Origin of the sequence: Actinomycetospora aeridis (assembly GCF_037400275.1) — a bacterium.
In the GTDB taxonomy this organism is placed as follows: domain Bacteria; phylum Actinomycetota; class Actinomycetes; order Mycobacteriales; family Pseudonocardiaceae; genus Actinomycetospora; species Actinomycetospora aeridis.
Map to the genome: position 1 here is coordinate 76,502 of NZ_JBBEGL010000008.1, position 15,330 is coordinate 91,831.

General features: G+C 73.2%; 17 protein-coding genes. 15 read left to right on the forward strand and 2 right to left on the reverse strand.

What is annotated here, in order from left to right:
• The first annotated feature begins 8 nt into the window (after window positions 1-8).
• From WCD41_RS25215 to WCD41_RS25250, 9 genes are all read left to right on the forward strand, one after another.
• A complete protein-coding gene (locus WCD41_RS25215) occupies window positions 9-1,160 on the forward strand; it encodes an LLM class flavin-dependent oxidoreductase (RefSeq protein WP_337717692.1) in 1,152 nt (383 codons plus the stop codon).
• A gap of 98 nt (window positions 1,161-1,258) precedes the next feature.
• Window positions 1,259-1,342: a putative leader peptide gene (locus tag WCD41_RS31180; RefSeq protein WP_373695199.1), complete on the forward strand. Its 84-nt coding sequence runs from the start codon at window positions 1,259-1,261 to the stop codon at window positions 1,340-1,342.
• Window positions 1,343-1,446: 104 nt separating this feature from the next.
• Window positions 1,447-3,222 carry a nitrite/sulfite reductase gene (locus tag WCD41_RS25220; RefSeq protein ID WP_337717694.1) on the forward strand — a complete coding sequence of 592 codons (1,776 nt, stop codon included), beginning with the start codon at window positions 1,447-1,449 and terminating at the stop codon, window positions 3,220-3,222.
• Between the two features lie 139 nt (window positions 3,223-3,361).
• Window positions 3,362-4,087, forward strand: coding sequence for a phosphoadenylyl-sulfate reductase (locus tag WCD41_RS25225; protein ID WP_337717696.1), 726 nt, complete (start codon window positions 3,362-3,364; stop codon window positions 4,085-4,087).
• On the forward strand, window positions 4,084-4,995 hold the full coding sequence (cysD, locus tag WCD41_RS25230; protein WP_337717698.1) for a sulfate adenylyltransferase subunit CysD: 912 nt from the start codon (window positions 4,084-4,086) through the stop codon (window positions 4,993-4,995). The genes WCD41_RS25225 and cysD overlap by 4 nt, the downstream gene beginning before the upstream one ends.
• A gap of 2 nt (window positions 4,996-4,997) precedes the next feature.
• Entirely contained in the window at window positions 4,998-6,287 is a 1,290-nt protein-coding gene (locus WCD41_RS25235; protein WP_337717700.1) for a sulfate adenylyltransferase subunit 1, read from the forward strand.
• A gap of 126 nt (window positions 6,288-6,413) precedes the next feature.
• Complete coding sequence (cysC, locus tag WCD41_RS25240; RefSeq protein ID WP_337717702.1) at window positions 6,414-7,049, forward strand: adenylyl-sulfate kinase; 636 nt, start codon at window positions 6,414-6,416, stop codon at window positions 7,047-7,049.
• Window positions 7,046-7,960: a hypothetical protein gene (locus WCD41_RS25245; RefSeq protein ID WP_337717704.1), complete on the forward strand. Its 915-nt coding sequence runs from the start codon at window positions 7,046-7,048 to the stop codon at window positions 7,958-7,960. The genes cysC and WCD41_RS25245 overlap by 4 nt, the downstream gene beginning before the upstream one ends.
• Window positions 7,957-8,742, forward strand: a complete 786-nt coding sequence (locus tag WCD41_RS25250; protein WP_337717707.1) for a sulfotransferase family protein — start codon at window positions 7,957-7,959, stop codon at window positions 8,740-8,742. Before WCD41_RS25245 ends, WCD41_RS25250 begins: the two co-directional genes overlap by 4 nt.
• 42 nt (window positions 8,743-8,784) lie before the next feature.
• On the opposite strand, the gene WCD41_RS25255 is transcribed toward WCD41_RS25250, so the two are convergent.
• A complete protein-coding gene (locus tag WCD41_RS25255) occupies window positions 8,785-9,273 on the reverse strand; it encodes a beta-class carbonic anhydrase (protein ID WP_337717710.1) in 489 nt (162 codons plus the stop codon).
• Window positions 9,274-9,536: 263 nt separating this feature from the next.
• Window positions 9,537-10,319, reverse strand: a complete 783-nt coding sequence (gene map, locus WCD41_RS25260) for a type I methionyl aminopeptidase (RefSeq protein ID WP_337717712.1) — start codon at window positions 10,317-10,319, stop codon at window positions 9,537-9,539.
• 48 nt (window positions 10,320-10,367) lie between these two features.
• Between map and WCD41_RS25265 the strand changes: the two genes are divergently transcribed.
• From WCD41_RS25265 to WCD41_RS25290, 6 genes are all read left to right on the forward strand, one after another.
• A complete protein-coding gene (locus WCD41_RS25265; RefSeq protein WP_337717715.1) occupies window positions 10,368-10,631 on the forward strand; it encodes a helix-turn-helix domain-containing protein in 264 nt (87 codons plus the stop codon).
• A 176-nt stretch (window positions 10,632-10,807) separates the two neighbouring features.
• Complete coding sequence (locus WCD41_RS25270) at window positions 10,808-11,647, forward strand: ABC transporter permease subunit (protein WP_337717718.1); 840 nt, start codon at window positions 10,808-10,810, stop codon at window positions 11,645-11,647.
• Window positions 11,644-12,342: an ABC transporter ATP-binding protein gene (locus WCD41_RS25275; RefSeq protein ID WP_337717720.1), complete on the forward strand. Its 699-nt coding sequence runs from the start codon at window positions 11,644-11,646 to the stop codon at window positions 12,340-12,342. Before WCD41_RS25270 ends, WCD41_RS25275 begins: the two co-directional genes overlap by 4 nt.
• Entirely contained in the window at window positions 12,332-13,312 is a 981-nt protein-coding gene (locus WCD41_RS25280) for an ABC transporter substrate-binding protein (protein WP_337702477.1), read from the forward strand. Before WCD41_RS25275 ends, WCD41_RS25280 begins: the two co-directional genes overlap by 11 nt.
• Entirely contained in the window at window positions 13,306-14,406 is a 1,101-nt protein-coding gene (locus WCD41_RS25285; protein ID WP_337717901.1) for an LLM class flavin-dependent oxidoreductase, read from the forward strand. The genes WCD41_RS25280 and WCD41_RS25285 overlap by 7 nt, the downstream gene beginning before the upstream one ends.
• Before the next feature lie 333 nt (window positions 14,407-14,739).
• Window positions 14,740-15,324, forward strand: a complete 585-nt coding sequence (locus tag WCD41_RS25290) for a peroxidase-related enzyme (protein ID WP_337717722.1) — start codon at window positions 14,740-14,742, stop codon at window positions 15,322-15,324.
• Window positions 15,325-15,330 lie beyond the last annotated feature (6 nt).

Sequence of the window (15,330 nt, forward strand, 5' to 3'; positions counted from 1 at the left end):
CGAGACCCATGAGCCTCACCGCCCACTGGTTCCTGCCCACCTACGGCGACTCCCGCGGCCTCGTCGGCGGTGGGCACGGCGTCGCCACCACGGCCGCCGACGCCGTCCGTCCCGCCGAGATCGGCTACCTCGCCCAGATCGCCCGCGCCGCCGAGACCGTCGGCTTCGAGGGCGCCCTGACGCCGACCGGCGCCTGGTGCGAGGACGCCTGGCTGACCACCGCGATGCTGGTGGCGGAGTCCGAGCGGCTGAAGTTCCTCGTCGCCTTCCGCCCCGGGGTCCTCTCCCCCACCCTCGCCGCCCAGCAGGCCGCGACGTTCCAGCGGCACTCGCAGGGGCGGCTGCTGCTCAACGTCGTCACCGGCGGCGAGCCCACCGAGCAACGCGCCTACGGCGACTTCCTCGGCAAGGACGACCGCTACGTGCGCACCGGTGAGTTCCTCGATGTCGTGCGCCGGCTGTGGGCGGGCGAGAGCGTGACGCTGCACGGCGAGCAGGTCCACGTCGAGGAGGCCGCCCTGACCCGCGTGCCGGACCCGGTGCCGCCGGTCTACTTCGGGGGCTCGTCCCCCAGGGCCGGCGAGGTCGCCGCGCAGCACGTCGACGTGTACCTGACGTGGGGTGAGCCGCCCGCGCAGGTGCGCGAGAAGGTCGAGTGGATCCGTGGGCTCGCCGCCGCGCAGGGCCGCGAGGTCCGCTTCGGCATCCGCCTGCACGTCATCACCCGCGACACCTCCGAGGCGGCGTGGGCCCAGGCCGAGAAGTACCTCGCGGGCATCCCCGACGAGATGATCTCCGAGGTCCAGGCGGGCCTGTCGAAGAGCGAGTCGGTGGGCCAGCAGCGGATGCGGGCCCTGCACTCGGGCGGGACGAAGACCGCGGCCGACCTCGAGGTCTCGCCGGGCCTGTGGGCCGGCGTCGGGCTGGTCCGCGGCGGGGCGGGCACCGCGCTCGTCGGCAGCCACACCGAGGTCGCCGACCTGATCCAGGAGTACCACGACCTCGGGATCACCGAGTTCGTCCTCTCGGGCCACCCGCACCTCGAGGAGGCCTACTGGGTCGGCGAGGGCGTGCTGCCCGAGCTGGGCCGCCGCGGCCTGTGGAGTCACCCCGCGGGTGCCGTCGACACCGGCCCGGCCGCGATCCCCTTCGCGCAGTAGGTGGCCTTCGGCCATGTGAGCACTTCTGCGTGCTGGAGCACGTCGAAGTGCTCACATGCGCTTCGCGCACACGCGCTGCTCGTGGCAGGGTTGTGGGCATGTCTGCGCCCGGCGACCTCCTCGTGAGTCGACGTCACGTCGACCTCGAGCGCCAGGCCAGCGCACTCTGCCGCGCCTGCTGAGCGCGATCCCGCCACCACGCCCGAGCGGACTCCGCGCACCACGCGAGGCCCTCCTCGTCGTGCCCGCGTGCGTCCGTGCACCACCCCCGGAGGAACCCCGAACCATGGCCGCTAGTTCCGGCGCCCCGTCGTCCGAGAAGGCCGCGACCTCGGAGGAGTCGTACGCGGAGACCACCCCGCTGCGTCACCCCGGGGCCACCGAGGACGCACCGCCGAAGCCCAAGCGGGCCCGCAAGGGCAAGGCCGAGGGCCAGTGGGCGCTGGGCTACCGGGAGCCGCTGAACAAGAACGAGCAGTCGAAGAAGGACGACAACCCGCTCAACGTGCGGGCGCGGATCGAGAACATCTACGCCCACCGCGGCTTCGACTCGATCGACCCGGCCGACCTGCGCGGGCGCTTCCGCTGGATGGGGCTCTACACCCAGCGCGCCGAGGGCTTCCCGGGCACCGACACCGGCCACGTCGACGAGGAGCTCCTCGACGCCCCGCACTTCATGATGCGGGTGCGCGTCGACGGCGGCGGCCTCACCACCGAGCAGCTGCGGGTCATCGGCGAGATCTCCCAGACGTTCGCCCGCGACACCGCCGACGTCACCGACCGCGAGAACATCCAGCTGCACTGGATCCGCGTCGAGGACGTCCCCGAGATCTGGCGCCGCCTCGAGGCCGTGAACCTCTCCACCACCGAGGCCTGCGGCGACTGCCCGCGCGTCGTGCTCGGCTCCCCGGTGGCAGGCATCAGCAAGGACGAGGTCATCGACGGCACCCCGGCCATCGAGGAGATCGTCGAGCGGTTCATCGGTGACCGGTCGCTGTCCAACCTGCCCCGCAAGTACAAGACCGCGATCTCCGGGCAGCAGGACATCGCCCACGAGGTCAACGACATCAGCTTCGTGGGCGTCGTCCACCCCGAGCACGGGCCGGGCTTCGACCTCCACGTCGGCGGCGGGCTCTCGACCAACCCGAAGCTCGCGGTGCGCCTCGGCGCCTGGGTGCCGCTCGACGAGGTCCCCGACGTCTGGCACGGCGTCACCAAGGTCTTCCGCGACTACGGCTACCGGCGCCTGCGCACCCGCGCGCGCCTGAAGTTCCTGCTGGCCGACTGGGGCCCCGAGAAGTTCCGCCAGGTCCTCGAGGACGAGTACCTGGAGCGCAAGCTGGTCGACGGGCCGCCGCCCGAGGAGATCGCCGGCACCATCGACCACGTCGGCATCCACGAGCAGGTCGACGGCAACCTCTACGTCGGCGTCGCCCCGCCCGCCGGGCGCACCAGCGGCTCGACGCTCGTCGGCGTCGCCAAGGCCGCCGAGGAGGCCGGCTCGGGCCGCGTGCGCCTCACGCCCTACCAGAAGATCGTGGTGCTGGACGTGCCCCCGGCGAGGCTCGACGGGCTGACCACCGCGCTCGACCACCTCGGCCTGCCCGCCCTGCCCACCCCGTGGCGCCGCGCGACGATGGCCTGCACGGGCCTCGAGTTCTGCAAGCTCGCGTTCGTCGACACCAAGAACCGGGCGGGCGAGCTGGTCGAGGAGCTCGACCGGCGCCTCGCCGACGTGCAGGACAGCCTCGAGCACCCGGTGTCGATCCACCTCAACGGCTGCCCGAACTCCTGCGCGCGGGTCCAGGTCGCCGACATCGGCCTCAAGGGCCAGATCATCAACGACGCCGAGGGCAACCCGGCGGCGGGCTTCCAGGTGCACCTCGGCGGCGGTCTCGGGCTCGACGCCGGCTTCGGGCGCAAGCTGCGCGGGCACAAGGTGCTCTCGGCCGAGCTCGGCGACTACGTCGAGCGGCTGGTGCGTGCCTACGCCGAGCACAAGCAGGACGGCGAGCGGTTCGCCCAGTGGGTGGTCCGGGCGGAAGAAGCGCAGCTCTCATGAGGTTGGTCCTCCAGTACTGCCCGTACTGCGGCGAGCAGGACCTGCGTCCCCGGGAGGAACCGGAGGGCGCGTGGGAGTGCGCCGACTGCCGCAGTACCTTCGTCGTCACTCCGGTGCCCGCACCGGCGAGAGGAACCGCATGACCACCACGGAGACCCGCGAGGACCTGCGTACCGAGGCGCTCGCCGCCGGTGAGCGCTTCGCCGCCCGTGAGGGCACCGTGGGCCACGAGGAGCTGACCCGCGAGATCCTCGCCTGGGCGGCCGAGACGTTCGGCGAGGACCTCATCGTCGCCTCGAACATGCAGGACGCCGTGCTCGTCGAGCTCGGCGCCGCGGCGCGTCCGGGCGTCGACGTGCTGTTCCTCGAGACCGGCTACCACTTCGCCGAGACCCTGGGCACCCGCGACGCCGTCGCCCAGGTCTACGGCGTGTCCATCGTCCAGGCCGAGCCGGAGCTGACCGTCGCCGAGCAGGACGCGGCGTACGGCAAGGACCTCTTCGCGAGCGACCCCGGCGCGTGCTGCGCCATGCGCAAGGTCGAGCCGCTGAAGAAGACCCTCGCGCGCTACGACGCGTGGGTCACCGGCGTGCGCCGCGTCGAGGCCCCGACCCGCGCGACGACGCCGCTGGTCACCTGGGACGAGCGCCACGGCCTCGTCAAGATCAACCCGATCGCCCACTGGTCCGACGAGCAGATGGACACTTACATCCGCGAGCACGCGGTGCTGGTCAACCCCCTGGTCGACGCCGGCTACCCGTCGATCGGCTGCGCGCCCTGTACCGCCAAGCCGGCCCCGGGCGCAGACCCGCGCAGCGGGCGCTGGGCGGGCTTCTCCAAGACCGAGTGCGGGCTGCACGGATGACCGCGGTGGAGACGACGCAGATGGATCAGCTCGACGCCCTCGAGTCCGAGGCCATCCACGTCATGCGCGAGGTCGCCGGCGAGTTCGACCGCCCCGTGATCCTCTTCTCCGGCGGCAAGGACTCCATGCTGCTGGTGCACCTCGCCGCGAAGGCGTTCTGGCCCGCGCCGATCCCGTTCCCGGTGCTGCACGTCGACACCGGGCACAACTTCGACGAGGTCATCGACTTCCGCGACCGCGTGGTCGAGCGCTACGGCCTCGAGCTCGAGGTCGCGAAGGTGCAGGACTACATCGACGACGGGCGTCTCTCCGAGCGGGCCGACGGCACCCGCAACCCCCTGCAGACCACCCCGCTGCTCGACGCCATCGCCGAGCACCGCCACGACGCGGTCTTCGGCGGCGGGCGCCGGGACGAGGAGCGCGCGCGGGCCAAGGAGCGGGTGTTCAGCCTGCGCACGGCGTTCGGCCAGTGGGAGCCGAGCCGGCAGCGCCCCGAGCTGTGGAACCTCTACAACGGGCGCCACAAGCCAGGCGAGCACGTGCGCGTGTTCCCGCTGTCGAACTTCACCGAGCTCGACGTCTGGCGCTACATCGCCCGCGAGGGCGTCGAGCTGCCGTCGATCTACTACGCGCACACCCGCGACGTGTTCTCCCGCGACGGCATGTGGCTGACCAGCGGGCCGTGGGGCGGGGCCCGGGACGGCGAGGACGTCGTCACCAAGACCGTGCGGTACCGCACCGTCGGCGACGGCTCGTGCACGGGCGCCGTGGAGTCCACCGCGGCGACGCTCGACGAGGTACTGGCCGAGGTGCGCGAGAGCCGCCTCACCGAGCGTGGGGCGACGCGCGCCGACGACCGTCTCTCGGAGGCCGCCATGGAGGACCGCAAGCGAGAGGGTTACTTCTGATCATGAGCGATCTCCTGCGTCTCGCCACGGCCGGGTCCGTCGACGACGGCAAGTCGACGCTGGTCGGGCGGCTGCTCTACGACACGAAGTCGGTGCTCGCCGACCAGATGGAGGCCGTGGAGCGGGCGACGCAGGGCGGGGGTGACCCCGATCTGTCGCTGCTGGTCGACGGTCTGCGCTCCGAGCGTGAGCAGGGCATCACGATCGACGTCGCGTACCGGTACTTCGCGACGCCGCACCGGTCGTTCGTGCTCGCCGACACCCCGGGCCACGTCCAGTACACCCGCAACACGGTCACCGGCGCGTCGACCGCGCAGCTGGCGATCCTGCTGGTCGACGCCCGCAACGGCGCCGTCGAGCAGACGCGGCGCCACGTCGCCGTCATGGGCCTGCTGCGCGTGCCGCGGCTCGTGCTCGCGGTGAACAAGATGGACCTGGTCGACCACGACGAGAATACCTTCTGGCGCATCGCCAAGGAATTCACCGGGCTCACCGACGCCCTCGGCTACGCCGAGTCCGACGTCGTCGCGATCCCCCTGTCGGCCAAGAAGGGCGACAACGTCGTCCTGCCCTCCGGGAACACGCCCTGGTACGAGGGGCCGACGCTGCTCGAGCACCTCGAGTCGGTCCCGGTCGAGGGCGCCGACCACACCGCGCCGTTCCGGTTCCCGGTGCAGTACGTCGTGCGCCCGCGCACCGAGTCGCACCCCGACTACCGCGGCTACGCCGGGCGGGTCGCGGCGGGCACCCTCCGCGTCGGCGACGAGGTGGCGGTCCTGCCCGACGGCCAGCGCACCCGCGTCGAGGGCATCGACACCGCCGACGGGGAGCTCGAGGCCGCGCACGACGGGCAGAGCGTGGTCGTGCGCCTCGCCGACGACCTCGGGATCGCCCGCGGCGCCGTCCTCGCCGCGCCGGGCGGGCCCGAGCCCGTCACCGAGTTCGACGCGACGCTCGCCTGGCTGCACGAGAAGCCCCTGCGCCCCGGCGCGCGGCTGCTGCTCAAGCACGGCACCCGCACCGTGCAGGCGATCGTCGGCGCGGTGACCCACCGGCTCGACACCGAGAACCTCTCGGTGGTCGAGGACCCCGGCGAACTGGGCATCAACGACATGGGCCAGGTGTCATTGACGGTGTCGGAGGCCCTGCCGCTGGACCAGTACGACGACGTCGCCGCCACGGGCTCGTTCCTGCTGATCGACCCGCAGGCCGGCGACACGCTCGCCGCAGGGCTCGTGGGGCGGCCGCTGGTCGCCCGGCCGCTGGAGGACCTGGAGACGGAGAGCGTGTGAGCGGGCCGACGGGGTGGCGCCTGACCCGGCGCCGTCACGTCGATCTGCTCCGGACCGCGGCGACGGGCTGTCGGGCGTGCTGCTGACCACGCCGCCCGACCCCGAGCCGCCCCGGAGCGACCCGCCATGCCGGACGACCCGTCCCGTCCTCTTCCGTCCCACCACCTCCAGCCACCCCACGACAGCCCCTGCGCCGGCGGCGCCACGGTCTGGCTGACCGGGCTGCCCAGCGCCGGCAAGTCGACGATCGCGAACGCCGTCGCCGCCCGGCTGCGCGTCGAGCGCTGTGGGGTCGAGGTGCTCGACGGCGACGCCATCCGCACCCACCTGTCCCGCGGCCTCGGCTACTCGCGCGAGGACCGGGCGATCAACATCCACCGCATCGGTTTCGTCGCCGAGATGCTCGCCCGCAACGGCGTGATCGTGCTGGTCGCCGCCATCGCGCCGCACGCCGACGTGCGCGAGCAGGTGCGGTCCACCCACACGGCCGCCGGCACCACCTACGTCGAGGTCTACGTCTCCACCCCCGTCGAGGTGGCGGGTGAGCGGGACGTCAAGGGCCTCTACGCCCGCCAGAGGGCCGGTGAGGTGCAGGGCCTGACCGGTGTCGACGATCCCTACGAGGTCCCGGCGTCGCCGGACCTCGAGATCCCGAGCCACGAGCAGACCGTCGACGAGTCCGTGGACCTGCTCGTGGACCATCTGTACCGGCGCGGTCTGACCGCGCAGGCCCCGACAGCGACGGCGAGGACGACACCATGAGCGCCACGCCCATCCCGGTCCCGCAGGGCGAGGGCACCGTCGTCGTCCCGCCGCCGGTCGACGAGCCCGGTTACTGGGCGGGGGCGCCGAGCGTGCTCGTCGTCGACGACGTGGTGTACCTGTCCTACCGGCTGCGCCAGCCCGAGGGCGTCGGGCGGGGCTACGCCAACGTCGTGGCGCGCTCGCGGGACGGTGTGGCCTTCGAGACGCTGGCCGTGGTGGAGAAGGAGGCGTTCGGGGCGGAGTCGCTGGAGCGCCCGGCGCTGGCCCTCTCCGACGAGGGCCGCTGGCGGCTCTACGTCAGCTGCGCGACCCCCGGCTCCAAGCACTGGTGGGTCGACGTGATCGAGGCCGACACCCCCGACGGGCTCGCGCTCGCCCCGCGCCGCACGGTGCTGCCCGGGGACGACCTGCACGCCGTCAAGGACCCCGTGGTGCTGCGCGACGCCGGGTCCTGGCACCTCTGGGCGTCGGTGCACCCCCTCGACGACCCCGAGGCCACCGACCGCATGACCACCGAGTACGCCACCAGCCCGGACGGGCTCGACTGGACGTGGCAGGGCACCGCGCTGGCCCCGCGGGCCGGGGCGTGGGACGCGCGCGGGGTGCGCATCAGCGCGGTCGTCCCCGTCGGCGACGAGGTCGTCGCGACCTACGACGGCCGCGCGACGGCGGCCGAGAACTGGGAGGAGCGCACCGGCCTCGCGCGCGGGACCGGCGGCGGGCGCTTCGTCGCCGACGGCGACTCCCCGGCCGCGCAGTCGCCCCACGCCGGGCACGGGCTGCGCTACGTCGCCGTCGCGGACGTGCGGGGCACCCGGCGTCTCTACTGGGAGGCGACGCGCGCGGACGGCGCCCACGAGCTGCGCTCCGAGCTGCTCGTCGCCGCCGGACTCCCGGACGCGGCGTGAGCCTGCCCGACTTCCTCATCGTCGGCGCGCCCAAGACGGGCACGTCGGCCCTGCACCGCGCCCTCGCCCAGCACCCGGAGATCTTCCTGCCGTCGGTGAAGGAACCGAAGTACTTCCTCACCGACGGGCCGCCCCCGAGCGCCGGCGGCGGGCCGGGTGACGTCGCGACCTGGGGCGAGCACGTCTGGCGCCGCGACGACTACGAGGCGCTGTTCGCCCCGGCGCCGGCGGGCACGCGCCGCGGCGAGGGCACGGTGTTCTACCTCTACGACACCGACGCCCAGAAGCGGATCGCCGACCTGCTGCCCGCGGTGCGCCTGATCGCGGTGCTGCGCGACCCGGTGGAGCGGGCTCACTCCAACTGGGCGCACCTGCGGGGGGCGGGGCTCGAGCCCGAGGCCGACTTCCTGGCCGCCTGCCGCGCCGAAGCGGACCGTATCGACGCCGGGTGGGCGCACTTCTGGCACTACGTGGCTCAGGGGCGCTACGGCGAGCAGCTCGACCACCTCACCGGGCTGGTCGACCCCGGGCGGATCCTGCTGCTGCGCTACCGCGACCTGCGCGAGGAGCCCGTGGCCGTCGCCGACCGGGTCTGCGCGTTCCTCGGCGTCGCGACCGGGGTCGTCGACGCCGTCCCGCGCCACCACGTGCGTCCCGACGTCTCGGGGCGGTCCGAGGGCCCCACCGACGCGGAGCGGGCGGCCCTGGTGCCGGCGTTCGCCGACGACGTGCCGCGCGTGGAGGCGCACACCGGCTGGGACCTCGCGGACTGGCGGACGTGAGCACTTTCCCGCCCTCCGGGGCAGGAAAGTGCTCACGTACGGCTACTCGACCTCGTTCAGCTTCCCGGTGGCGACGTCGAGCACGAACCCGCGCACCGAGCCCTTGTTCTTGACGAACGGGCTGTCGGTGATGCGCTTGATCGAGTCGCGGACGTCGCCCTCGAGGTCGGGGAAGGCGTTGGCCGACCACGACGGGCGCTCGCCGGCCTCCTTCTCGAGGATGTCGGCGAACTGCTCGTCGGTGAACGTCACCATGCCGCAGTCGGTGTGGTGGATCAGCACGATCTCCTCGGTGCCGAGGAGGTGCTGGCTGATCGCGAGCGAGCGGATCGTGTCGTCGGTGACGACGCCGCCGGCGTTGCGGATGACGTGCGAGTCGCCTTCCTTCAGGCCGAGCGCGCCGTAGGGGTTGACGCGGGCGTCCATGCAGGCGACGACGGCGGTCTTGCGCGCCGGCGGCAGGGGCAGCTCGCCCGGGAAGCCGGCGACGTAGGTCTCGTTGTTCTTCAGGTACTCGTCGGTGACGGACACGCGGGAGCCTCCAGGGGGTGTCGGGACGATCGGGGCACGACGATCCGGCCGCGTGGGCGGATCAGGCCGTGCTCTCGACCCGGGACGCTCACGCGGCCCGGCGACACCACTGGTCGAATTCCTGCACGCGCCGGCTCGGCCAGAACGGCTCGAGGGCGCGGCGACTCATGCGCACATCTCACCGCAGGCATCCGTCCGGCCGCAACGAGGGCGCGCACCCGGCCCATGTGAGCGATCTTCGGTGCTATGGCACCGAAGATCGCTCACATGGGCTTCTCGTCGGCCCGGCGGGTGAGGACGCGCGGGCCGTCGTCGGTGACCGCGACCGTGTGCTCGCTGTGGGTGGTCCGCGAGCCGTCGGCGGAGCGGATGGTCCAGCCGTCGGGGTCGAAGACGATCTTGTCGGTGGTGCGGGCGAACCACGGCTCGAGGGCGAGCGTCAGCCCGGGCTTGAGGCGCATCCCGCGCCCGGCGCGCCCGTCGTTGGGGACGTGGAGGTCCTCGTGCATCGTGCGCCCGATGCCGTGCCCGCCGAACTCGAGGTTGACCGGGTAGCCGTGGCGCGCCGCGACCGCGCCGATGGCGGCGGAGATGTCGCCGAGCTTGCCGCCCGGCTGCGCCGCGTCGATCGCGGCCTCGAGGGCCTCCTCGCCGGCGCGGACGAGGCGCTGGTCGTCCTCGCGGGGCGTGCCGACGATGACGGTGCGCGCGGAGTCGGCCGCCCACCCGTCGACCATGACCGCGAGGTCCATTTTCAGGACGTCGCCGTCGCGCAGCACGTCGTCGTGCGGCAGGCCGTGCAGCACCGCGTCGTTGACCGACAGGCACACGACGTTGCGGAACGGGCCGCGCCCGAACGACGGCGCGTAGTCCCAGTAGCAGGACTCGGCGCCCCGCTCGCGGATCAGCTCGCGCGCGTGCTGCTCGAGGTCGAGCAGGTTGACCCCGACCGCGGCCCGCGCCCCCAGCTCGGTCAGCACGTGCGCGACGAAGCGGCCGGCCTCGTGCATCCGCTCGATCTCGGCGGGGGTCTTCAGCTCGATCATCGATCACTCTCTTCGCGGGATAACTATCCCGGTATTAGTATCACGGTCATGGTGCGCGTGCCGTTGACGGCGGAGGAGCACGAGCGTGGGCAGCGTCTCGGCGAGGTCCTCCGGGCCGCCCGGGGCCCGCGGAGCATGACGTCGGTGGCGGCCGCGGTCGGCATGTCGCCGGAGACGCTGCGCAAGATCGAGACGGGCCGAGTGCCGACGCCGGCCTTCTTCACCGTCACCGCGCTCTGCGCCGAGCTCGGGCTCCCCCTCGACGATCTGGCCGCACTGTGCACCGATCCCGCCCGCTCCCGCAGCGCCTGAGACCCATGGCCGGGGACACAGCGCGGTTGCGCTGTCGCGGAGGGTCACCCACGATCGGGTCATGGGCCAGGGGACCGATCTGACGCGGCGTCGCCACGTCGACCTCATGCGCACCGCGCACGGCACCTGTCGCTGACACACGCCGCCGTCCCGCCGTCCCCTCCCGGGAGACCCGTGTGTCCACGCTCGAATCCACCGGTGCGCCCGCGCGCCCGGCCACCGCACCCCCCGCCGCGACGACGAAGCGCCGCCCGGCCCGGTCCGCCACCTGGTACCGCTGGATCAGCCCCGTCGCGATCGTCCTGATCTGGCAGCTCGCCTCGAGCACCGGCCTGCTCGCCGAGGACGAGCTCGCCTCCCCGTGGCGTGTGGTCACCGCCGCCGTCGACGTCACCGCCAGCGGCGAGCTGCCCGAGGGCCTGCTGATCTCGCTGGTCCGCGTCGTCGTCGGGCTCGCCCTGGGCGTCTCCGCCGGCGCGGCGCTCGGCCTGCTCTCGGGCCTGTCGCGCTGGGGCGGGGTGCTCGTCGACCCGCCGGTGCAGATGCTGCGGACGCTGCCGCACCTCGCGCTCGTGCCGCTGTTCATCCTGTGGTTCGGCGTCGACGAGACCCCGAAGATCCTGCTCGTCGCCCTCGGCGCGCTCTTCCCGGTCTACCTCAACGTCCACGCCGGCGTCCGCGGCGTCGACCCCAAGCTCCTCGAGGCCGCCCGCGTCTCCGGGTTCACGCGCGGCGAGCAGCTCCGCCACGTCGTGCTGCCCGGCGCCCTGCCCAGCGCGCTGACGGGGCTGCGCCTGGCGATGGGCATCGCGTGGCTCTCGATCGTCGTCGCCGAGACGGTCTCCGCCGACTCCGGCCTCGGCTACATGATCATGAACGCGCGGGAGTTCCTGCGCACCGACGTCATCGTCGTCGGCCTCGTCGTCTACGCCCTGCTCGGGCTCGGCACCGACGCCCTGGTGCGCCGGCTCGAGCGCCGGGCGCTGGCGTGGCGCGTGGGGAGCGTCGAGCCGTGACCGCCGCACAGGTCCGCGGCCTGACCCGCGACTTCGGCGACCGCCGCGTGCTCGACGGCCTCGACGTCACCGTCGGCGAGGGCGAGTTCGTCGCGCTGCTCGGGCGCAGCGGCTCGGGCAAGAGCACGCTGCTGCGCGTGCTCGCCGGGCTCGACGACACCGGCAGCGAGGGCGTCGGCGGCGAGGTCGACGTCCCCGGCTCGGTGGCCGTCGCGTTCCAGGAGCCGCGCCTGCTGCCCTGGCGCAGCGTCACCGACAACGTCGCGCTCGGACTGCACCGGCCCGACGCCCGCGAGATCGCGCTGGCGACGCTCGACGAGGTCGGGCTGCGCGAGCGCGCCGACGCCTGGCCGCTGACGCTGTCCGGAGGCGAGGCCCAGCGCGCCTCCCTCGCGCGGGCCCTGGTCCGCGAACCGAGCCTGCTGCTGCTCGACGAGCCGTTCGGCGCCCTCGACGCGCTGACCCGGATCGCCATGCACCGCCTGGTGCTCGACCTGTGGGAGCGCCACGGCATGGGCATCCTGCTCGTCACCCACGACGTCGACGAGGCACTGGTGCTCGCCGACCGCGTGCTCGTGCTCGACGGGGGGCGGATCGTCGCCGACCACGCCCCGGGGCCGCGGCCGCGCGAGGACGTCGGCGCCCTGCGCCACCGCGTCCTCGGCGAGCTGGGGGTGACCGACGATGCGGCGTAGCGCGCTGCTGCTGCTCGGGATGCTCCTCGTCCTCACCGGCTGCTCGTCGGTGCCGCGCGAGCGCCCGCCGGTGCAGCCGCCCGCCGACCCGGCGGCACTCGCGGGGGTCACCCTGCGCGTCGGCGACCAGAAGGGCGGCTCGCAGTCGCTGCTGCGCGCGGCCGGGCTGCTCGACACCCCGTACCGGCTGCAGTGGTCGACGTTCACCGCCGGGCCCCCGCTGATCGAGGCCGCCCGCGCCGGCGCGATCGACGTCGGCCAGACGGGCAACACGCCCGCGATCTTCGCCGCGGCCGCTCGGGCGCGGGTGCAGCTGATCTCGGCGTCGCAGGGCAACGTCACCAGCGACGCCATCCTCGTCGCCCCCGACGCCCCGATCCGCGACGTCGCGGGCCTGCGCGGCAAGCGCATCGCGGTCGGCAAGGGCACCTCGGCGCACGGCCAGCTGCTCTACACCCTGCGCGCGGCCGGGCTGACGCTCGACGACGTCGACCTCACCTACCTCCAGCCGTCGGACGCCTACGCCGCGTTCAGGCAGGGGCAGGTCGACGCCTGGGCGACCTGGGATCCGTACACCGCGCAGGCCCAGCTCGAGACGGGCGCGCGGGTGCTCGCCGACGGCGAGGGCACGGCCAACGGGTACTCGTTCCTCGTCGCGAGCAACGCCGCCCTGGCCGACCCCGCGCACCAGGCGGCGCTGGCGGACTTCACCCAGCGGCTGCGGGAGGCGATGCGCTACTCGGACACCCACCGCGACCAGCGCGCCGAGACGTGGGCCCAGGAGACGAAGCTCCCGCTCCCGGTCACCCGGCTCGCCGCGTCCCGGGGACCCGACCTGCCGGTCCCGCTCGACGATCGCCTGGTGCGCTCCCAGCAGGACCTCGCCGACGCGTTCACCGAGGCGGGCGTCATCCCCGGCCGTGTCGGCTTCGCCGACTTCGTCGACCGCCGTTTCGAGGACCGATCGTGATCATTCCGCACTGGTTCCTGCCCACGTCCGGTGACGCGCGCACCATCGTCGCGCGGCGCCACGCCGACCGCGGCGAGGCCGGTGACGCCCCGCGCGGGCCGGACCTCGACTACCTCGCGCAGGTGGCGCACGCCGCCGAGCACCAGGGCTTCCACGGGGTGCTCACGCCCACCGGGACGTTCTGCGAGGACGCCTGGCTCACCACGGCGGCGCTGCTGCAGGAGACCCGCTCCCTGCAGTACCTCGTCGCGTTCCGGCCCGGGCTGATCTCCCCCACGCTCGCCGCCCAGCAGGCCGCGACGTTCCAGCGCCTCTCGCGCGGGCGGCTCATGCTCAACATCGTCACCGGCGGCGACGCGGTCGAGATGAAGCGCTTCGGCGACTGGGCCGAGCACGACACCCGCTACGCCCGCACCGACGAGTTCCTCTCGGTGCTGCGCGCGTCCTGGGGCGCCGAGCCGATCGACTTCACCGGCGAGCACTACCGCGTCGAGGGCGCGACGACGCTCGCCCCGCCCGACCCGACCCCGCCGATCTACTTCGGCGGCTCGTCGGACGCCGCGCTGCCCGTCGCGGCGAAGCACGCCGACGTCTACCTGACGTGGGGCGAGCCGCCCGCCCAGGTCGCCGAGAAGATCGAGCGGGTGCGCAAGCTCGCCGCCGAGCACCACCGCGAGCCGCGCTTCGGGATCCGCCTGCACGTCATCGCCCGCAACACCTCCGCGGAGGCCTGGGCCGTGGCGCAGGGGATGCTCGACGCGCTCGACCCCGCCGAGATCGAGAAGGCGCAGGCGGTGCTGCAGACCAGCGAGTCGGTGGGCCAGCGGCGCATGTCCGCGCTGCACGGGGGCTCGGTGGAGTCCCTGGAGATCAGCCCGAACCTCTGGGCCGGGGTGGGCCTCGTGCGCGGCGGGGCCGGGACGGCGCTCGTCGGCAGCCACACCGAGATCGCCGACCGCATCGAGGAGTACCACGCACTCGGGATCGACGAGTTCATCATGTCCGGCTACCCGCACCTCGAGGAGGCGTTCCGGGTCGGCGAGGGCGTCCTGCCCGAGCTCGCGCGCCGCGGGGTGCTGGCACCGCGGCCCTGAGCGTCCGTGGACGTCCGGCGGAGCCGATCGATCGATCGGCTCCGCCGAATTGTCGTATGACCCCGCCGACACAGTCGGCGGTTGCGTTCACCGACCGGAGTTGATTAGCGTTCTTCTCGTGACCGGCGGATCGATGCTCACCCAGCGAGCACACGTCGACCTGTGTCGCGTCATCTCCGCGGGCTGTTAGTCCCGCGACGCCGGCTCGGTGGTCCGGCCTTTCTTTCCTGAGCACTCTCCCTGATCGCGACGTGCCGCATCCCGGCCCGCCGCGCATTCCCGCGCGCCCATTTCTGCGATTCCCGACGATTCCTGCCGAACGAAGGGGTACCCATGTCCGTCGACCTTCCCGAGAGGACCGCGACGATCTCGCGCCTGCGCGTCCCCGGCCTCGAGGAGCTGCCGCCGAAGCTGCAGCACCAGATCGAGTCGATCACCCAGCAGCTCGGCTACACGCCGAACTGGATCCGGGCGATCGCGCTCGGCGGCGCGCACACCGCGCGGTTCAACGAGTACCTGCTCCCCCTGCTCGACCCGAACCAGGGCCTCCTGCCCTACGCCGACCGCGAGATCCTCGCGACGGTCACCTCGGCGGAGAACGGCTGCTCGTACTGCCGCCTCAACCACGCCGGCAGCCTCGGCGAGGCCCTGGGCGACAGCAAGCTGGGCACCCGCGTCGCGATCGACTTCAAGGAGGTCCGCGAGCTCTCGCCGCGCCACCGCACGCTCGCCGAGTTCGCCGCGAAGCTGACCAACCACCCGGGCGAGGTCTCCGACGCCGACATCGAGACGCTGCGCGAGCTCGGTCTCGACGACGAGCAGATCTTCGAGGCCGTGCACGTGATCTCGGTGTTCGCCGCCGCGAACCGGTTCACCATCTTCCTGCAGGTCACCCCCGACGACGCATTCTTCGGCTGAGGAGCA